16 protein-coding genes are annotated in these 20,382 nt (G+C 31.7%); 3 read left to right on the top strand and 13 right to left on the bottom strand.

What is annotated here, in order from left to right:
- Nucleotides 1-70 precede the first annotated feature (70 nt).
- The 12 genes from ACHZEU_RS09895 to ACHZEU_RS09950 all read right to left on the bottom strand — a co-directional run bounded on the left by ACHZEU_RS09895 (nucleotide 71) and on the right by ACHZEU_RS09950 (nucleotide 14,798).
- Nucleotides 71-739 (bottom strand): hypothetical protein, encoded by a 669-nt coding sequence (locus ACHZEU_RS09895; RefSeq protein WP_279494012.1) that lies wholly within the window; start codon nucleotides 737-739, stop codon nucleotides 71-73.
- Complete coding sequence (locus ACHZEU_RS09900) at nucleotides 732-2,348, bottom strand: tyrosine-type recombinase/integrase (protein WP_279494011.1); 1,617 nt, start codon at nucleotides 2,346-2,348, stop codon at nucleotides 732-734. Before ACHZEU_RS09900 ends, ACHZEU_RS09895 begins: the two co-directional genes overlap by 8 nt.
- Nucleotides 2,349-2,365: 17 nt before the next feature.
- Nucleotides 2,366-5,743 (bottom strand): hypothetical protein, encoded by a 3,378-nt coding sequence (locus ACHZEU_RS09905; protein ID WP_345803576.1) that lies wholly within the window; start codon nucleotides 5,741-5,743, stop codon nucleotides 2,366-2,368.
- Nucleotides 5,744-5,772: 29 nt separating this feature from the next.
- Nucleotides 5,773-6,309 carry a hypothetical protein gene (locus tag ACHZEU_RS09910; protein ID WP_279494009.1) on the bottom strand — a complete coding sequence of 179 codons (537 nt, stop codon included), beginning with the start codon at nucleotides 6,307-6,309 and terminating at the stop codon, nucleotides 5,773-5,775.
- An 8-nt stretch (nucleotides 6,310-6,317) separates the two neighbouring features.
- Nucleotides 6,318-7,565, bottom strand: a complete 1,248-nt coding sequence (locus ACHZEU_RS09915; protein ID WP_279494008.1) for a hypothetical protein — start codon at nucleotides 7,563-7,565, stop codon at nucleotides 6,318-6,320.
- A 321-nt stretch (nucleotides 7,566-7,886) separates the two neighbouring features.
- On the bottom strand, nucleotides 7,887-8,702 hold the full coding sequence (locus tag ACHZEU_RS09920; protein ID WP_279494007.1) for a thermonuclease family protein: 816 nt from the start codon (nucleotides 8,700-8,702) through the stop codon (nucleotides 7,887-7,889).
- Nucleotides 8,703-9,014: 312 nt separating this feature from the next.
- Nucleotides 9,015-9,365 (bottom strand): cyclic-phosphate processing receiver domain-containing protein, encoded by a 351-nt coding sequence (locus ACHZEU_RS09925; RefSeq protein ID WP_279494006.1) that lies wholly within the window; start codon nucleotides 9,363-9,365, stop codon nucleotides 9,015-9,017.
- A gap of 205 nt (nucleotides 9,366-9,570) precedes the next feature.
- Nucleotides 9,571-9,732, bottom strand: coding sequence for a hypothetical protein (locus ACHZEU_RS09930; protein WP_279494005.1), 162 nt, complete (start codon nucleotides 9,730-9,732; stop codon nucleotides 9,571-9,573).
- 30 nt (nucleotides 9,733-9,762) lie between these two features.
- Complete coding sequence (locus ACHZEU_RS09935; protein ID WP_279494004.1) at nucleotides 9,763-10,686, bottom strand: hypothetical protein; 924 nt, start codon at nucleotides 10,684-10,686, stop codon at nucleotides 9,763-9,765.
- A 9-nt stretch (nucleotides 10,687-10,695) separates the two neighbouring features.
- Nucleotides 10,696-12,159, bottom strand: a complete 1,464-nt coding sequence (locus ACHZEU_RS09940) for an ATP/GTP-binding protein (protein WP_279494003.1) — start codon at nucleotides 12,157-12,159, stop codon at nucleotides 10,696-10,698.
- Between the two features lie 547 nt (nucleotides 12,160-12,706).
- Entirely contained in the window at nucleotides 12,707-12,925 is a 219-nt protein-coding gene (locus ACHZEU_RS09945) for a hypothetical protein (RefSeq protein ID WP_404804445.1), read from the bottom strand.
- A gap of 133 nt (nucleotides 12,926-13,058) precedes the next feature.
- Nucleotides 13,059-14,798: an ABC transporter ATP-binding protein gene (locus ACHZEU_RS09950; RefSeq protein ID WP_279494001.1), complete on the bottom strand. Its 1,740-nt coding sequence runs from the start codon at nucleotides 14,796-14,798 to the stop codon at nucleotides 13,059-13,061.
- Between the two features lie 121 nt (nucleotides 14,799-14,919).
- On the opposite strand from ACHZEU_RS09950, the gene ACHZEU_RS09955 reads away from it, so the two are divergent.
- From ACHZEU_RS09955 to ACHZEU_RS09965, 3 genes are read left to right on the top strand one after another with little or no spacing between them, the layout of a single operon-like run.
- Nucleotides 14,920-16,350 (top strand): ABC transporter permease, encoded by a 1,431-nt coding sequence (locus ACHZEU_RS09955; protein WP_404804446.1) that lies wholly within the window; start codon nucleotides 14,920-14,922, stop codon nucleotides 16,348-16,350.
- A 13-nt stretch (nucleotides 16,351-16,363) separates the two neighbouring features.
- Nucleotides 16,364-17,860: an ABC transporter permease gene (locus ACHZEU_RS09960; protein ID WP_404804447.1), complete on the top strand. Its 1,497-nt coding sequence runs from the start codon at nucleotides 16,364-16,366 to the stop codon at nucleotides 17,858-17,860.
- Nucleotides 17,861-17,872: 12 nt separating this feature from the next.
- Complete coding sequence (locus ACHZEU_RS09965) at nucleotides 17,873-19,684, top strand: ABC transporter substrate-binding protein (protein ID WP_404804448.1); 1,812 nt, start codon at nucleotides 17,873-17,875, stop codon at nucleotides 19,682-19,684.
- A gap of 60 nt (nucleotides 19,685-19,744) precedes the next feature.
- Here the strand turns inward: ACHZEU_RS09965 and ACHZEU_RS09970 are convergent, their stop codons facing one another.
- Complete coding sequence (locus ACHZEU_RS09970; RefSeq protein ID WP_054549790.1) at nucleotides 19,745-20,326, bottom strand: phosphatidylglycerophosphatase A; 582 nt, start codon at nucleotides 20,324-20,326, stop codon at nucleotides 19,745-19,747.
- Between the last annotated feature and the right edge of the window lie 56 nt (nucleotides 20,327-20,382).

Below are 20,382 nucleotides of genomic sequence, written 5' to 3' on the forward strand. Positions count from 1 at the left end.
GCTGTATGGGTTGTGAATCTGTCATATAACTCTAACCGTTCGCTCTTTCAAAATCTCCTTCTGAATTAAATCAAAATAAATTTTCAAATTTATCTTTAAGTTTCTCCATATTTATCGATTTTTTTTCTTCCTTCGTTTGCTGTGGTGCAGGGAAATAATCATGTAAATTATTTAAACCTAAATTTTGATTAACTGATTCATTAAAATCGATTAAGTTATTTTTCAGCCCCATTTGATTTCTTAAAGTTGAATCTACACTGGCTACTGTAATTTGCTCATATAATTGCCTGTAGTGCTCTTTTTCTAACTTCAGCTTAGCAATAAACTCTTCTTGTTCTTTAGCTCTTTCTGCGACCTTCTGGATCGTTTTAAATTTAGTCTTCAATTCATTTCTTTCTTTAAATAAAAGTTGAAATAATATTTCGAAATCCTGAAGTTCGTTAATAATTTTATCAGTGTTATCTCCATACAATTCGAAAATACTTTCAATATTCGGAAAATAAATTTCATCGCCATCTACATTATTGATTTCACGAACAATTGGAGTATTTAATTCTTGTATAAAACTCTCCAATCTTCGTTTCCAAGTATTTCTGCTAATCGCTGTTTCCTTTTCTAACAGTAAATAAGATAAAGCCTTATTTTTATATTTCCTTTTTACTTTCAAAGCCAGCTCTCTCATTTGAATATCCGTTAGCTTCTCTTTAGGACCCCTTTTCCCTTTAATAACATCAGTCATACAATTGTTCCTCCATCAATATTTGTTCGACTTTCAATTTGTGATCCATAAGCTGCTGCAAATATCTTGATTTTAATTTTAAAACTTCATTTAAATCGGGCTTATAATGAGCATGTAAAGCTTTACTAGAATTGATCATTGATTCAACAACTTTGCCAATATCCGCCGAACATTTTCCAGAATACTCCTCTAACCAATATAAAGCTTCTGTAGTATCATTTATTGTTGGCTTAAAGATAAAAAATGGACATATTCTACAATCTTCCCCACAGTTTTTCGGAAAATCAATTGTATCCTTACAATATCCATAATCTACTTTCAGAAATAAACTCTCAGCCTCACTGGTAGAATAAATCTTACCTCTATCAATTTTTTCACGCCTACCGCCAATAAAGCCATCACTAAAATTTTTATTTATATTATTGGTTAGATTAACCTTATTTAATAAATAAGTGTAAGACTCTACATAATTTTTTGCATGATTATAATAATTTGCAGGAGAATTCAAGTCATTATGCCCTGCAAGTTCTGCTATTGATACAAGATTGAATCCTTGTAAAAACAAATTAATAATTGCGAAATGCCGAGTATGGGATGGCACTATTGTTTTTGTCATATCTATTTTATATTTTTCCTCGACTACTTCTTTTTGAAATTTTTTTAAAATCGATCTAAATTGATCCAAATGTAACCTGTTTACTACGGTTTTTCTTGTTTTTCCATAATTCGATCGTAAATCATAATATTCTTGTGAAAATAGATACTCTGTAAATATTTCAGCTTGCAATAATTCATTCACAAACTTTTGGATTAACTTATAAATATGTTCATTAACTTGAATTTTTTGTACGGGATCAACATCATAAACAGATTCCTTCACTTTTTTGGATCTAATAACAGTTAACCAATAGATACCGTTTGAATCCCTTTCCACGCAATTAGTCTTTAATCTCAAAAATTCTGATGGTCTCATAGGTAAAATCGTAGTGATTTCCCACCATAATCTAATCGGCCAATATATTAAATCGAAAGTATTTTCATTCAATACAAAATAATCATTTAATACTTCATCAAATAATAATACTTCCTTTATAGGTGGCAACTCTTTGTTTCCTCTTTCACATTCACAAACTTCATCACAAATTAATTCGATTTTTTCCGAATTTGGTATATTTATATATTTTAAAAAAGCTATTACCGTTCTTGCTAAAATATATTTTTGACTATCTTTTTGAAGGAGCATTTCGAATGATTCAGCATCTTTAAAACCCTTAGAAACTATAATTGTTGCATTCAATTTAATAGCACTAAGCACTACATGAGCTCTAGATTTCCCTTTCCTTAATATTATTAGGCAAAAACATTTTAAAGCCTCTTTAAAATCAGGAAAAATATCCACTTCAAAGTTCAAATTATGATACTCATTTGATGCTTTACAGGGTAAAATCCATCTATTAGACTCATAAGATTCAGCTATAATATAGCCCTTCTCTTTAAGTTCATCAAATATCTTTATATATTCTCCTAGTTCTGATTTATTAAAAATCACCTTTTCTTTAACATATACTTTACTTACACCTCTAAAATTAATATCTTTTTGTACTTCCATAATTAATTACACCTCCCTCAATAAATTAACTTTCCGATTATTTTATGCAAATTTTCTTTTCTTTCTTCAATACTTATAAACGAATTAATTATTTCTATTCCAAATGTATTAACTGCCTCGTTTAAAACAACTAATAAATTCATCAATAATTTAGTATCCCTTTTAATTAGTAGTGAAGATGTATTCTTTTCTATAGCATCAATTAATCTAAAAAATTCTATCTTTATTTCAAATAAAAACTGATATAATTGGGGAATATGGAACTCACAACCCACACAAAGTTTTCGATTTGGATATTCACAGCTTGGGAAATTTAAACACTGTCCTGTAGTATCCCTTGCTGGCATTTCACCCTTAAAAACCTTTAGTATCAATTGCTTCAAATAGTCTTCATCAAGTTGATTTAATTTATAAATTACATTTCTCTGCTTTTCCGTTTGATTCAATAGTTCTTTTGACCAATCTTCTAATTCTAAGGGCATAAATTCTTTTTTTAAATCAATAATAGTATCTGTTCTTTGCTCAATAGTTTGAGTATAATTCAAATTTTTATATGCAAATTGAACCATATAATTATACAACCATCCAAAATGTCCTCGATCATATAAATTAATAGCTACTCTATCTAAAGTACCATCTTTATTTGTTAGCTTAATATACGTGGCAGTAGTCTCGATACTTTTGTGGCTTCTCATCCATGCAGGCATTTCTAAAGATAACTCTGCAGATTCTTGATTTTCACTAATCCCTAAAAATAAATAGGTTATTGTACTATTTTGCAGCTTTCTACTTTTAAAGTCCTTTAATTGAATATTCTTACCAAAAAACTTCTTATGTTTCCTATTACCAGAAGTATTGGTTTCTAATGTATTTTGATTAATAAAGCTACCTAATAATTTTTCCTCATATTTTCCTGAATTTTCAGCTTTCCTTGCATGTAATTCTGAAATAACACAGGCGTTTGCAAGAGCCTCAATCATCGTAGGAACCACCAAAAAATTTAATACTGTCGAAGTTTTACTAGCTTCTGCATTATTTAATTTTAAATACAATTGTTGAATTATGAGGTTACAATTTTCGAGAGTGAGTACATTAGATTGGAACCATACGAAGTCAGCTATTCCCACTACCTCTAAATCGATTCTTGGCATTTCATAAATTATATCGCTTGGTCTCCACGCATTAGTTAAAAGCATCGTTACAAAAACCCACATATTACTGTATTCCCTGGATGTGATAGCTGCCGAAATATGTTGAGTATTCTTCGTATGTAAATAATACACTTGATACGTTTCAGGGCTGTACCTTTCATCATTAATATCTTTATTCGTTAATTTCACTTTTCTAGAAAGCATATATTCTCTTGGTAACTCCATATTACTATTTGAAAATGCATATTTAATGAACTTCAAAAACAATTCTCTTAGCGGATTGGAATATTTTTGATTCTTTAAAACTAGTTCAATGCTTTCTTCACTAACAGAAAAAATTTCTCCTTTTAATTTAGTTAAGATATCTTCATATAGCCTTATTACATAGCTCAAAGTCCTTCTTATATTACTAATCCGACCTTCTGTAGCATTCAATTTTGCCAATCCAAATTTTTTATATAAATCAAAAGTCTTTTTGTGTACAGTTCTTACTGAAACCCCATTAATGAAAGAAGCATATTCAGCAATCAATTCTTCTTTAGTGCGTGATTTTACTCGATTCAACTCTCGTTCTTTTTTTAATGTATTTATTTCCTCCATACATATATATATATTTCTACCCACTTTATTAGATTTTTCAACTATACCTTTTTTTATATATTTTGATACTGTTTCAATGCACACATCTAAGATTTTTGCTGCTTCACTTATTTTTATAAAACCTTCTATTTTTTTTCTTTTTTCTTCGTCTTTCTGCTTTTGTACCTCTATTTTTTTTCTTTTTTCTTCGTATCTCTGTTTTTGTGCTTGTTGTTTCTGGAGTTTTTCATCTTCTTTTTCTTGAAGATAATTCAAAATTGTATCCTTTTTTAAATACAGTTTCCCATATACTTCAGCATAACTTAAGATACCCTCTGAACACATTTTACTTATTGTTTTATTCTGCTTTTTTAACATCTGAGCTGCTAAACCGAGAGAAATATATCTATTTTCTTCTATTTCTTTAAGTAAATCAAAATGATTCTGTAATAACTTAATTTGACTATTATGTAGAAAAATTTCTTTTTTAATATAATTACAATCTATAATCCCTTGTTTACAAGCCCTAACGACTTCTTTTTTATCAACCATTAATTTCTCTACAATTTCATCAATATGATAAAAACCTATAGTAACTAATCTTTTGATTTCATCTATAAATATAGTTTCTTTAATTCTACGACTTAATGTCTTTGCTATTTCATTAGTCAAAATCCCCCCTAAAGGATTAGATTTTTGTATTGAAACTTTCTTGATATTTGCCTTTTTTTCTATGGATATTTTATAATCATAGTAATCTGATAAAAAATTTTTATCATAATAATTATGTTTACCTATTTTTTCTCGTCTTAAGACCCCTTTTTTCACTAACCTCGATATAGTACTATTACTTTTTCCTATTATTTTTTTTAATTCTTGTTTTGTTATAAAATTCTTCGGTATTATTAAATTTACTTTCTCTCTAGATTCCCTCTCTTCTTTTTGTCTTTTTTGTTCTTCAATATATTCATAATAGTTTTTCAATTCTCCGATATTATAGCAATTCATCCCTCTTATCTTTGTTTCGTGTATTATTCCTTTTCTCACTAAAGCTTTAATCGCATAATTACTTATCTCTAATAAACTGCTTAAATCCCCCATTCTTACATATCCACTTGGTAGTTGTTTTTTTACTTTTGCTTGTTCTTCCTTCTCCTTTTTTAATTTTATTCGTTCTTCCCTCTCTTTTTGAATTTTTGCCTTTTCTTTTTCTTTCTCCTTTTTTAGATTTAAGTTCTTAATTACTTCTTCACCTAATTTTGATCGAATTGAGTTTTCATCTAAATAAATTTTACCTCTGTGCCCTTTTTTCATTGGTATATTAAATTCTTTTACAATTTGATGTATCCTTTCTCTTTTGATTTTATATTCATTGGATACCTTTGCCATACTTATAAATCCTTCAATTGATGAATGCTCAAAATATTCTTGAATATCTACAATTGAAATAAACCAATCACCGAGTATTTTTTTGGTATTCTTGAAATATTTAACACTATGCCTTTTTATGAACTTTTTATCAATACAATATTTACTTTCGATATCCTTTAAATTTATGTATCCTAAATCATTTTCTATTTTCTCTTTTTCTTTCTTTTTATTTTCAAAATCCTCTACATTCAAAAATAGAGATTTTTTTTCTACATCAATATTTAAACAACTCAATATCTTTTCATTTTTTTCTTTTTTTACCCTTAATAACTCATCTTTTTTATAAATATCCTTTTATAACCCTCCTGAATAATCAATTTAGATTGAATATCTTGATTCATTGCCCAAATTTTTATTGTTGCTTCAGAATTATTACTATATTCAGCAGCTTCATTTACAGAGCAATAGCCGTCTGGTATAGTCCTTTCATCTACAATTTTAGTAACCAATTCTAATAAATCTTGTTTTTTGATATATCTATATCCCATGTGGAGTATAGTTTTCACTTTCCCCACTCTAATCCAGTTTGAAATATCAGTTCTTTTTATATCTATAAAGTGAGATTGGAAATAATTTTTTGCCTCTGATGTTGAAATATACTCTCCAGTTAAAAACTCTTCATTAAACTTTACTATTGATTTTATTTTGCTCAATTCAGTACTCGGAATAAATACTTTATTATTCACATAAATTTTTTCAATATCTTCGTTATAAATCTTTTTAGTAAATGTACTATGCCCTAACCCTAACATTTTCGCTATTTCTGCCATTTTAAGTAGTCGCACTTCTTTATTATCCATATAAAAACCTACCTATTATTTTCAGTCTTCCTTAACACTAAAGTTGGCACATATTCTTCATGCATCTTTTGTAGACGATCTTCAATTTTTTTTCTCACTCTATCCGTTTTTGCTAAATAGGGTAATGACGATAATAAATCACTATCCCCTCTTAAAAACATTAATTCTGCTGGATTCTCAATTTCTTCTGCAATCAAGTTTGTAAAAGTACCTCGACCAATATGGGTTCCCCAGTTACTAATTCTTAAATCTGCCGCTATAATACGATCTTCAGCAGTCCCATAATCTCTTAAAAAATTCACAAACTTGTCCTTTACTTTATAAAAGTATTGACAGTAACTCTTGCCAGACATCGGAAGACCATCCCTATTTATAAATAGTGCCCCTGTATTTGTTATATCTTGGTCTTTATAAATTTCAAAATGTTCTTTATATAATATTTCACCCCAATCCTTTATTTGAAGAACCTGCTGTTTTCTATTTTTTTTCACATAACTTGCTCCAGAACTATCTTTAAGATCCATTCTGAAATTTTGCTCTTTAATATCCAGTAAGAAATCACCGCTATCTAACTTTTTTTTGATTTGTGTACGTTTTAAATTAACTACCTCTCCAGCTCTTAATCCCCCAAATATTTGTAGATAAATTCCTAATACAATTGGGTGTGCATACAATGTAGCTATCTCTAAAAGTAGAGGGATATATTTTGTTGGGATTAAGTGTTTTCTATTAGTTGCCATCTTTGGAGGCAAAATTGGACTAAATAATGATTCATAAAAACTTTTATACGTTTTCGGGTTAGTATATTTTTTGCTTTCTATAAAATTTTCATTAATTTCAGTTAAAAGCCCCTGTTTGGAAAGCCATACATAAAAAGCTGTAAGACTTCTCCCTGCATCCGTCACTGTATCTCTTCTACGTCCTTCACTTACCATACTATCTAGATATTCATTTCCAATTTCAATCGTTAAGTTCGATAAACTTTTAATAACCATCCCTTTGCTTAATAAATAATTTAAGAATCGAACAATATTTTTCGCTTGTTTACGTTGCGTATTATATGCTCGATCCTTCCACTTCCAATTAATAATAAAATTGCTAAGCGGGTGAATAACTTGTAGATTAGTAGCTGTTTCTCGTATACAAATTAAAGCCAATTGTTTCTTTGTTTTTTTAATAGCATCATTTGACCAAATTGTTGTTGTAATAAATTCGTATTTATTAGGAAAAATTTCGATTATCTTTCTATTATTCACATTAAAACACCTCTCTATCATTGATGAATACTAGGGTTATACAACTTACATATATTTAAAAATATTTTGCGTTTATACTATATGAAACGACAAAAAAAACATCCGCTACATATATTCAAGTTAATACTGTTTTTTTAAAAACAGATTTTCCTGATATATAAACGAATGTTCATTTCATCAATATTAATAATAAAAATTTTGTCGGATTTCTATATACAAAAATATATACCATCTGTACTTTATTAATCAAGTGAAATAGTTACAATAATTCAAAATAATCACTTTCTTCTATAATATTGTATAAATATTTCAATCGTATCCTTAACGAGCTGCTGGTCTAAATCCAGCGTCTTTTGCTTCTTCTTCTGTACAGAACATTTCTTCTGCTTCTGTATTATCATAATCTTGTTGCCCTGGCATATGATAAATTTTGTTTCCCTTAGAGTTAATATTACCTTTTATTGCACAGCTCCCATTATCTTCAGTTAAATCCACTTTATTTTCATCTACACTAGCGAAAGTATCCTTTTTGACAGAAGCATAATAAACTTCTTTATCATAGCCTCGTTTGGTTACATAGTCTTCAACTGACCAAATTCCAATTGCTTTATTTTGTGCAGTCTTTTGAACTTCCTTAAACCATTCTACATGCTTCGTATTAGGATCATAAATATATGCTACTCGTACTAAACCATTTTTTAAAAGTTGTTCTTGAATGCTTATTCCATCTTCTGTATAAAGGTAAGCTAATAACCTTTTATATTTGTCACGATACGAAACATCGAATTCTACATATACTGAATCCTGACCACCTAATAACTGTTTTAAAAACTCTTTAGCTTCAGGTCCATACGGCTGCTCACCTAATGTTTCATGATTTGTCTCTGGGGCATCGACAAGAAGCAGCCTAACTTTTTCAGAGCTACCATTGTATTTTATTCTTATTGTATCTCCATCAATGATTTCTTGTAATTCATACTTTTCAAAATTACTTACATCATACTTTTCAGCACTTTTTATAGTTGATGAAACAATCCCCAGAATGTCTTCTGTACCTACATTATCTGTCGTATTTTCTTCTACACATGCATTTAAAAGTAATGTAGAGAAAAATAATACATACAAAATTTTTTTCAATATTATTCCCCTTCTAACTTCAAACTTATCTACTCTCCTAGCTGCATGATTTAACTAAATATCAAATACAATACAACCGCTAAAATAATTGTACCACTCGTAATTAAAGTCTTTATGTCTTTATCACTCATTTTCCTTACTCCTTTTCCAACTCTTATTATCGCCACTCTACATTTTATTATCAATGTATGACCATAACAATAAATCAAGCTCATTTCATTAATTTTAATTTCGGGCATTCGTAATAAGTGGTTGACTGCCCATTAATTTTCCTTTTCTTACTAAACAATTTTCGAATTGTTTAGTATTACTTCATTCGGTATATTTATTTTCCGTAATAGAATAGTGGTAAATTTCAATATCTGAATCAATGAACCCTCTTCGTTTCGCTCCATGCAGTGTTTGATACATATTCTCTCTACCAACAGGGTTGTCAGTATGAATATATATTTTGTTTGCCCGTAACCCTTTTTCACAAATATATTTTACTAAGTCATAACCTGTTGGCAATAGATTACCTTGTAGATCTTCTCCTAAATCATGATCAAGAGAAAGTATATCTACTTCGTGATTTTCAAGTAAGTGAATTGCTTCTTGAAACGTTCTTGCCACGGCAAAACCAATAGGACAATCTCTTAAATCATCCACATATAAATTAATCATAATATTAATTCCTTTCTCCGCAATATGTTTAAAATGCGTAGTGAAATATAATTTTTAAAAATTAGTCTCCACTACTTGTTACGAATAGCCTTAATTTCTAACGGCTTTTATAACAAACAGAATAAAAAAAATCTCCAGTTCTCACAACTGAAGATCATACTATTTTATATTCTATCTTATTATTAGCAAAAATGTGTACAATATTTTATAGTGATAATCCGTCAATTATCTCTTGCAACTCATATTCTTCAAATTCACTTACTTTATGCTTTTCAGCATTTTCTTTTGTTGAATTTACAATAATTTGTACATCTTCTCTTTCAATAATATACGTACAAGTTTCTTCTGTACATGCACTTAGAAGCAATAAACAGAAGAATAAAACATAAACTATGTATCATTTTCTGGAACTCAAATAAAATGATTCTAAGTTAGATAATGCCTCTGTTATAAACCATTTAGATTCCTTTAATGCTTCAAACATTTTTGTCTGCCAAGAATTTCTTCCTGCTACTTTATAAGATTCAATATTATCTTCCAAAAATCGCGATACTTCCTCACTTTTCTTTGAATTGTATTCTTTAACTAACGACTTAACTCTTCTATTAAATTCCCTACCTGCATTGTCTCCATATAATTTACCTAGCCCTAATAAAATAAACTGATATTGGATTCGTGACTCCAGTTCTTTGTTCTGGATATTATTTGAGATACTATATTGAAATGTTATTGGCCAAACGTTTTCTTTAACTACACAATGCAGCCAATTAAAATCATCTACATTCTCAAAATAAGGATGAACTAGCATACTCTCTTTTTTCAAACTAAAAGTATCTAGTTTTTCTTTATTACAATCTGTACAGCAAGGTAATAAATTTATTGGAGTAATAGCAAAAGTAATAAATTGTGATTTTGGTAAATAATGATCTAAAGTATTAACCTCTCTATGAGAACAATAAGGACATAAATTATACTCTGCATTTGCTAAAATTGAATCATATATAACACGACCAATTTTTGTAGAGCCGGGTTTTTCTACAAAGTAATTTGAATATACTTTTTCAATGTCTTTAAAGGTGACTTTATTATTTTTAACTTGATCAATTCTTGAAGGTAGATTAATTTCACTTTCCTGAGTTATTTCATGTAACTTATTATTTTCTCCATTGTTAAAGTACTGTTCTTCAGCATTAATAAGCGTTTGTTTTAATGTATTTAACTTTGTAATCAAAAAATCATTTTTTTCGTTGTTGTGACGATTAATCAATAGCTCATCATAAAAATCATCTATCTTATAACTAGGCTTTTTTAATAAATACATTACATTAAATTAATCCTCTCTCAAATTTTTTTCATTAATATAAGTTCTTATAACGGACTTGGCTTCTATACCCAATTCATAATTAAATTTCTCTAAAACATCTTCATAAGAATTTGTTTCTTCTATGACTTTTTGTAAAAGGGTATGATATCCCGTTTTAGGAATATCTAAACCAAATACTTCTTCAGTAAGTACCCCAATATTTTCTCCAAAAGTTTCTAGTCTTGGTCTAAAAATTTTCATTTCTGACCCATGTTTTCTTATAATCCACGCACAAGATTTAGGTATCTCTTGTAAAACTACTGGTGAATGAGTAGCCATAATTGCAACAGCATTCTCAGCTATTATTATTTCAGAAATTGCACGAATAAATGCAGATAGCAAAGGTGGATGAAGATGTGTTTCAGGTTCATCAATTATTATTAAAGATTGCTCAACAACTAATTCTACAATTTTAGAAATTGTTAACAAAATAATTTTATGTCCCGAACTTAGCGTATCGAAAACTTGTGTCATTCTTAGGCTATGTTCCTTGATTAAGTCTTCCCCTTTTTTTTCCAAATCTATCTCTAAAAAATCTTCAACAATATTTAATAGCCCTAAATTTTTAATATTATTGTCAGTACTTAATATTTCAATCATTCGATGTAAATATAAAATTCGGTTTTTCTTTAATAGATTTTGAATAGAAACATTAAATTCAGTATTTAATGTTTCTAGAGATTTTATACTGGAATCTAATGAATTAACTACACCTACATAATAGTATTCTTTTGATTTATCAGTAAAATCATACTCAATACTTTTATCAAATAAGCTAAAAGAAACAAATATGGCATTTGAAAACTGTTCACTCAATGAATCTGATAAATAGCCCTTTATAATACCTTTCAATGTAGTAGTTTTCCCAGATCCATTTGTACCTATTAAAGCATGAATATTAGTTGGTGGAAATGATTCAGGTGTTACTACAAATTCAAAGTTTCCAGTTCCATTACCTGATTGAATTGGAAAATCAAGCTCGTATTTAGTTAAAACCGCTCCCCCATGTGCTACCCTCCTGTACTGCTTTTCCATGTTCCTTATATTCATTTCTCTCATTAAAGATTTTCTTACAATTTCTAAATGCTTGTACTTTTCATATTTATCTGTGTAATAAGCTAAATCATTTAATCCAATTAGGCAATTTAGTCTGACTGAATCTCCAAGCTTTCTTAAATTACTATAATAAGAAACACCTTGTCCTAAGGAAAATAAACCTTCCTGTAAATTCTCAAAAGGATAATATAATTGACTTGCTAATTCTTCATCAGTATAACCAATTTTCACATGTCCAATTTCATGCTCATTCATTTTTTCATCCACATAAAATAAGTTATACAATGTTCGATATCCATAATCATTCCAATTATCAGGTACCAAATGAAATCCTACTTTGTTCTTAGGTGATCTAAAACTCGTTATATAAAACATATATCCTCCTTATAATTTCAAATAAAATAGATAATGCTCGATTAACACCTTTACCTTCAATTATTAAATATCATTAATAATAAATGCTTTCCATTAACTGAAAATCAAATAGAATACAAATGCCAAAATAATAGTCCCACTTGTAATTAAGGTCTTAATATCTTTATCATTCATATCTATTAGTTCTTCTTTAAATTCAATAAACACTTTACTTTAGTCTATTATCTATATTGTAAAATCACAATGCATATGAATTAGCTTTCTTTTCAAAAGGCATGAAATAATTTTATTCAAACAAAAAATCTTCAGTCTTTAAACTGAAGATTAATAGTCCTTTATAATAAGTAATATCTATATAGTGATGCATTATTTTCTCTACATGGGATAAATACGTACAATTTCTTAGAAAACAATTAATCAAGATACAACTAAATTCTATAACTAAACATTTTTTAATGTGTACACCTGATTCTTAGAGTCCTACATGAAATTACAGTAATACCAACACTTTACGATTTTAATGTGTACAATAATTTAATATACAGTTTTATAGTGATAACCCATCATATGCTTTAATATAGTCTATCTCAAAGCGTTTATTACCTGTTTTTCCTTCCACTTGTTCAATGGTAATAGTACCTTGCTGATCTGTAACTGATTTAGTACTTTGATCTTCCGCAGGTGATCTGCCAAATATCATGTACAATGCTACAGCCAAAATAATCGTACCACTTGTTATTAATGTTTTTATATCTTGCATTTTCATGTAGTAGGCCCCTCACAACTAATCATCATTGCTTATACTTACGATTCGTATAAGTTGTGCACCTCATCATCAGAAAGACAACAAGTTTCACGATGTTTCTATTGTAAAATATCAAGCTACTACATTCAAGCTATCATATTGTCACTGCTACCCAGTGATTTGGTAAAACCTCTACTAACTGACTATTTTCTACCTCATAACGTATTTTCACGTCTTCTGCATGATCAGCATCAGTATATTTCTGCTTCTCAATTGCAGGATCTGGAATAGGAATAGAACGTAGTAATGCACGTGTATATGGATGTTGTGGGTTAGCGTATAGCTCTTCACTTTCTGCCAGTTCTACAATCTTTCCACCATACATCACGGCTACACGATCACTGATGTGCTTCACCATGGATAAATCATGGGCAATAAATAAATACGTCAGCCCAAGCTTTTGTTGTAATTCTTTTAATAAATCAACAATCTGCCTTTGAATGGAAACATCAAGTGCCGATAAGGGTTCATCACAAACAATAAAGTTTGGCTCAACCGCTAATGCTCTCGCAATACCAATTCGTTGACGCTGACCTCCCGAAAATTCATGAGGATAACGCATGGCATGCTCTTTTTTCAAACCAACAAGTTCAAGCAATTCCTCTACCCGTTGTCGCCTCTCCTCATGTGTCTTCACCAGACCATGAATATCAAGAGCCTCGCCAATAATATCTAAGATTTTTCTGCGAGGATTTAACGATGAATAGGGGTCTTGGAAAATAATTTGCATATGGCGACGCATTGCCTTTAGCTGTTTTTTCGATAGCCTCGTTACAGGTATTCCTTGATACAGAATCTCTCCATTTGTAGGCTGATGAAGTTGAAGAATCGTCCTACCTGTAGTCGATTTACCTGAACCAGATTCACCAACCAAGCCCAATGTTTCACCAGGATATATATAGAACGATAAATCATTCACTGCTTTCAACGTTTGACCACGACCTAATGGAAATTCTTTGGATAGATGGGTCACTTCGATTAACGGCTTATGTCGATCGATACCTGGCTGAATAGTAGCAATCTCTTTTGGCTGCTTTTTCTCATGCAGTTTTGGTAAGGCATTCAATAATTTCTGGGTATACGGATGCTGGGCATTTGCAAAAATTTCTTCTGTTGTGCCCTGTTCAACTATTTCTCCTTCTTTCATCACTATGATGCGATCACACATACCTGCAACAACGCCTAAATCGTGTGTAATTAAAATAATAGACGTTCCCATTTTCTTTTGCATATCGCGCATCAATTTTAGGATTTGAGCTTGAATAGTAACGTCCAGTGCTGTTGTTGGCTCATCTGCAATAAGCAGTGAGGGATTACAAGCAAGCGCCATAGCAATCATTACCCGTTGACGCATACCACCTGAAAATTCATGAGGGTATTGTCGATACCGTTCTTCGGCGTCTCTAATACCAACCAATTTTAATAATTCTATTGTTTGTTGATAGGCTTCGTTTTTTGACATTGACTGATGCTTGATTAAACTTTCAGCCACTTGATCACCTATTCGAATAGTAGGGTTTGTGGATGTCATCGGATCTTGGAAAATCATACTAATATCTTGTCCACGTATCCCTTCCATTTGTTTTTCACTAAATTCAGTGAGTTCTTGCCCTTTAAACACAATTGAGCCAGATTTCAAAAATGAAGGTGGCGATGGTAATAAACGCATAATGGAGCGAGCCGTTACACTTTTCCCGCTCCCAGACTCTCCCACAATTCCTAGTGTTTCACCTTTATTTAGATGGAAGTTAACGTCCTTAACGGCTTCAAATTCTGTCTCCCCTGTGATAAAGGATACGCGAAGATTATTGATTTCTAAAAGCTTTTCACTCATTCGACCCATCCTTTTTAAAATTTGTGATTGACTTACTTTCAAGTATAATCCATACTTTACAATACTGATAGGAATTATACAATATAATGCTGAATATTTTATTTACGTTTGGAGGAAATGCATGGTTACTTCAAAAAATCATTTAAAACCAGAGAAATTTATTTTCTTTTCTACGGTTTATCAAAAACTAATGCATCAAAAGCCTTATCATCTACTTCTTTTTCTTTTTAGTATTTTAGTTCACCCTTTTACATACTTTATCTATCGGAAAAGGAAACTTTCAAACACTTATGATCAGGCTTTTGCATTGCGTAGTCAGTACTATATAGAGCATGGATTGGTTGCCCAGTGGCAAAAGGAATTTGAGCAACAAGAAATAGCAAAAGCTACATTTTTTAAAGAGGCTGTATTGGAGTCACAAATTCAGCTCACAGCCAAGCACTTAGCTCAAAGGAAGCTTCAACAGCAAGTGGATCAGGATTTACAAAAAGAGGACATACAACAACTATCCTATGTCCAATTTTTTAATCAGCAACTAACTAACAAACGTTTTGTGGCTCTTACCTTTCTACCAGCTGTTTTATTTTATGTAGTACTTATCTTATTTGCGAATCCATTTCTGCAATTTATCATTGAACGTATTTTACAAAGCTTCATTGTAATTGTTGGAGTGGCTACATTAGTGTTTACCATTTTATATTTATCACCTTTTGATCCAGCAAGAAACCTACTCGGAGTTGAAGCAACACCTGTGCAAATAGAAAACTTTAATCGCATTCATGGTTTGGATCAACCTTATTTATCACAGCTATGGAACGCATTATCTGGTCTATTTACATTTGATTTAGGCACATCCTTTGCAGGTAAAGAAGATATCACACATAGCATTGCTACAAAATTTCCTGTCACTCTTGAAATTGCCGTATTGTCGTTGCTAATGGCTATTGCTATTGCCATACCAGTTGGAATTATTTCAGCTGTTCGTCCAAATTCATATTTGGATTATACATTTATGTTCATTGCTTTAATTGGTCTATCCATCCCAAGCTTGTGGCAAGGTTTAATTTTTATTTTGACATTTGCTCTAAAGCTACAGTGGTTTCCAGCTACCTATAACCCTCATAATTGGCTATCGCTTATCATGCCAATTGTCGTCTTAGGAACATCCATTACGGCTTCTATTGCTAGGATGACAAGGTCAAGTATGCTTGAGGTGATTCATGAGGATTACATTATTACAGCAAAAGCTAAGGGCTTAAATGAATTCAAAGTGATTTCAAAACATGCCATTCGCAATGCTATGATTCCGATTATTACGGTGATTGGACTTCTTTTTGGAGGTATGTTGGGAGGCGCATCTGTAACAGAAAAGGTATTCAACATTAGTGGTATAGGTAGTTATATCGTCGATAAACAATTTATCCCTGATATTCCGGCCATTCTTGGGGGCGTTGTTTATATTGCCATCACCATTTCGATTGTCAATTTATTCATTGATATCATGTATGCCTTTTTTGATCCACGCATTCGCTCGAAAATGAAGAAGTCTTAAAGGAGGATCACCTGTGAAAAACATCTTACATGTCAAACTACTCTTGAAGATTACACAGGAATATGTCAATTCTCATTTTACTTTTGTCTTTTCCTTACTGTTTTCTTTACTATTTCTAGCCTATAGCTATAATTTTTCCAGCAATAGCTGGCGACCAGTGGTTCTGCTTCTTTTTGTTATTTATGTCATCACTACGGCATATGTTGCCTTCGTCAATTTACGAATTAAAAAGGATTTAGCAACGTATGGTGACATTCAAAAAAATACTCGAATGTTTGGCTATCCTCTTTTAATAACGATACTGTCAGGCAATATTTTTTCGACATCCTTTGCATTTATGCTTGTGTCAAAAAGAAAGACTGCTGAATATACTTTTGCTGCCTATGCCTTTATAACACAGCTATTCATCTTAGGTATTGCAGCATTGAATTTATTTAAGCCATATGTCACAGATACCTTTGTACTGGCAATGGGCGTTTTCTTAGTACTCTCGCTTCTCTATATCGTGATGGCCATTTTATGTACGAAATATGTCACAGCAACTGAGGCACCTAACTGGATGCTCATTCCAGGTATTGTCCTATTATTGGCGACTTTCACTGGTAATCTATTTGCGACTTTACTAGGATATAGCCTTATCCAAAAGGCTAGAAGGGCAAATCCATCTTCTATTGAGAAATGGCAAAAAATATGGGAGAAGATTTTACGCAATACAATGGCTGTATTCGGCTTATTCTTCATTATTTTCATGTTCTCGTTATCCGTTACAAGTTCTTGGACTTTCGACTATGATTTCGCTACTGAAAATAATTATGGAGCATTGCTACAAACACCGGCATTAGAATATCCACTAGGTACAGATAACTATGGTCGAGATTTATTTTCTCGTATTGTGTTTGGGGCACAAATATCATTAATCGTCGGATTTTTCTCCACGATTATCCCCGCAGTTATTGGTGGCGCATTAGGAGCATTTTCAGGCTATTATGGTAAATCCACCGATAATATCATCATGCGAAGTCTCGATATTTTATATGCCATTCCTGGGATATTGTTAGCCATTGCTATTATCGCCGCATTTGGTGCTAATACTGTGAATCTTATTATTGCACTTAGTGTTGGAGCAATTCCAACCTATGCCCGTACAATGCGGGCAAATGTTATGCAGCTTGCTAATTATGAGTTTGTAGAATCGGCTAGAGCTTTAGGTGCATCTGATGCAGCTATTATTTTCAAGCACATTGTCCCCAATTCTTTAGCACCAATGATTGTGAAAGCAACATTAACGATTGGTGGAGCTGTTATTTCCACAAGTAGTTTAAGTTTTTTAGGGCTAGGTATTGAGCCACACATTCCTGAATGGGGCAATATTTTAAAAGTTGGTAGTACGTACCTGGAAACACATTCATATGTCGCGATTTTCCCAGGTCTTTGTATTATGCTTCTTGTCCTCTCCTTTAACTTCTTAGGAGATGGTTTACGAGATGCTTTAGATCCAAAAACAAATTAATCGGAGGTAACTATGAAGAAATTACTTGTATTTTTATTCGTTGCAGTACTAGCTTTGGCTGGCTGTGTACAAACAAAAACTGACGTAGAAGGCAGTAAAGATTCAAAAGATAGTGACAAGAGCAATGGCAAGGTTGCCATTGAAGTATTAGGGATGGCAGCTTCTGAAGAAGATATGAATATTGTGCGTGACCAATTAGTGAAAAATGGTTTTGATGTAAAGCTAAATATTCAACCTGATTACGGTTCTTTCTCTGCTCAAAAAGAAGCAGGTAATTATGATCTTGCTCTTTCAAGCTGGACGACAGTTACAGGGAACCCAGACTATGCTGTTCGTGGTTTATTTAAAACTGGCGGTGACTACAGTGTGGTGGCAGATTCAAAACTAGATGCATTGATTGATGAAGCGAGTACATTGACTGGTGAAGAAGCAGCAGCTAAATATAAAGATTTAGAACAATTATTAGTATTCGATCAAGCTTATATTGCGCCTTTATATATTTCCAATAAGTATCAAGGTATCTACTCTGAACTTGTAAACCCTAAAACAGTACTTTTACCAAAATCTCGAGCACAAGTTTGGGAAAAAATAGAATTTAATGATACATCTAAAAATACAACAGAACCTTTAATTTTACACCAAACAATCAATTCTCTTACTTCACTAGACCCAATCAAAGGGAATGATGGTTCAATCAACACATTAAACACGAATATGTATGTTCGTCTTGTTAACTTAACAGACACAGATGAAGTTGTGTCAGATGGTTCATTATCTTACAACCATGTAATGGCTGAAGGGAATCAAGAATATTACTTCATTTTACGAGATGATATCAATTTTGCAGCAGTGAAAGATGGTGCAGYTGTTGATTCAGGTGAATTAGTGTCAGCTGAAGATGTAGTCTTTTCATTAAACCGTGCGAAAGACGCTAATTCAGTACCAGATCATCGTACTTACAGCATTCATGAAAACATTGAAACAGTCGAAATCGTTTCAGATTTAACTGAATTACAAAATAAAAAAGTAGCAGGCTCTGAGCAATCCGTTTTAGAAGCATTATCACAAAACCTACCTGCTTCTGTAGCGCAATTAGCAAAAGATAAAGGTGCTGTTAATAATGCAGCAGGTGCATACCAAGTTGTTAAAATTACAACACCTACACCTTTCCCACAAGTATTAAACTATTTAGCACACCAATCTGGTGGTATCGTATCTGAAAAACAAGTAACAAGTATTAATACGTATGATGTGGCTAACTACAACCCTGACAAGGACATTGCCTATGGTGATCAAGCTACTGTAACGGAAGGTTCAGCTACATTCAATAACCAGTTATATGCAAGTGGTCCTTACATTTTAGTGAAGAAAAATGATTATGAAGCACAGTTTGTGAAAAATCCTGCTTATCGAGCTGGTAGCGAATATGAGCCAAAAATTGCTAAAATCAATGTCCGTTTTATCTCTGATGTTGATAGTGCCCTATCTGCATTACGTAATGGTGAAATTCATGTTCTGCAAACAGTACCAGAAACGAAACTGGATATTGTCAAATCAGATGCTAAATTAACATTAAATACGGCAGATAGTAATGCTGTGTCTTACCTACAAATGAATACATCTGGCCGTGCGGTTTCTGATTCAGCAGATTTACGTAAAGCAATTCTATACTCTATTAACCAAGATGAATTCATTAGCTATTATCAAGGCAATAAAAAACCAGCTGTATCCACAGTCTCTCCATTAATTGATACTGGTTTAAAACTTGAAGCAGATAGCGAAAAAGTAAAAGAATTGGTAAAAGCTTATAACGATAAAAAGTAATACAAATTAGAGCCTTCTCAAAATTTGAGAAGGCTCATTTTTATATAGAAGAAACTCATTTTAAATTTCATTATGTGATTTTGGTTTTGGTCCTAGCTCTTCAGGTTCGATATCAGCGAATGTTTCGCCTTCTTCTTCTAGGTCACGCATACGATGTGCAATACGGGAAGCTGCTGACGCTGCTATACTACCAACCAAATCATCTAAGAACGTGTTGACATGATGTCCGGGTTCTGTATCCAGTTTTTTAATAATCCCTATTTTCTGCTTGTCTAAGTGACCAAAAGTAGTAACGGCAATGCTGCCATATGTAAATACAGATCCTAGTGCGATTGTTTCGTCTACACCAAATAGACCTTCATCTGATTCGATAATTTGTTGTAGTGGTGAAGATAATAATTTTTTCTCTGCTAATTCATCTAATTCAATCCCTACTAATAAAGCATGTTGCACTTCTCGCTTACGTAATACACGTTCAACAGAATGAACACAATGCTCTAGTGTTAAACCTTCATTATAGGTTTTTTGCATTTCGTAAACAATTTGCGCGATATCCTCTATCGCTACACCTCTACGAATTAACGCGGCTTGAGCTGCCTTTGCTACTTCGTCAGAGTGCACACGAATACTTTTATTATGCATAATTAACCCTCATTTCGATTTTTATTGCTAGTATAATGCTAGCCCAACCTATTATA

Source organism: Lysinibacillus sp. S1, assembly GCF_044986265.1.
Classification (GTDB): domain Bacteria; phylum Bacillota; class Bacilli; order Bacillales_A; family Planococcaceae; genus Lysinibacillus; species Lysinibacillus capsici.

Bases quoted from the DNA above. Each gene is read 5' to 3' on its own strand.
- ACHZEU_RS09895 (WP_279494012.1), bottom strand. From the start codon at position 739: ATGACTGATGTTATTAAAGGGAAAAGGGGTCCTAAAGAGAAGCTAACG.
- ACHZEU_RS09900 (WP_279494011.1), bottom strand. From the start codon at position 2,348: ATGGAAGTACAAAAAGATATTAATTTTAGAGGTGTAAGTAAAGTATAT.
- ACHZEU_RS09910 (WP_279494009.1), bottom strand. From the start codon at position 6,309: ATGGATAATAAAGAAGTGCGACTACTTAAAATGGCAGAAATAGCGAAA.
- ACHZEU_RS09925 (WP_279494006.1), bottom strand. From the start codon at position 9,365: ATGATTAATTTATATGTGGATGATTTAAGAGATTGTCCTATTGGTTTT.
- ACHZEU_RS09935 (WP_279494004.1), bottom strand. From the start codon at position 10,686: ATGTATTTATTAAAAAAGCCTAGTTATAAGATAGATGATTTTTATGAT.
- ACHZEU_RS09940 (WP_279494003.1), bottom strand. From the start codon at position 12,159: ATGTTTTATATAACGAGTTTTAGATCACCTAAGAACAAAGTAGGATTT.
- ACHZEU_RS09945 (WP_404804445.1), bottom strand. From the start codon at position 12,925: ATGAAAATGCAAGATATAAAAACATTAATAACAAGTGGTACGATTATT.
- ACHZEU_RS09950 (WP_279494001.1), bottom strand. From the start codon at position 14,798: ATGAGTGAAAAGCTTTTAGAAATCAATAATCTTCGCGTATCCTTTATC.
- ACHZEU_RS09955 (WP_404804446.1), top strand. From the start codon at position 14,920: ATGGTTACTTCAAAAAATCATTTAAAACCAGAGAAATTTATTTTCTTT.
- ACHZEU_RS09970 (WP_054549790.1), bottom strand. From the start codon at position 20,326: ATGCATAATAAAAGTATTCGTGTGCACTCTGACGAAGTAGCAAAGGCA.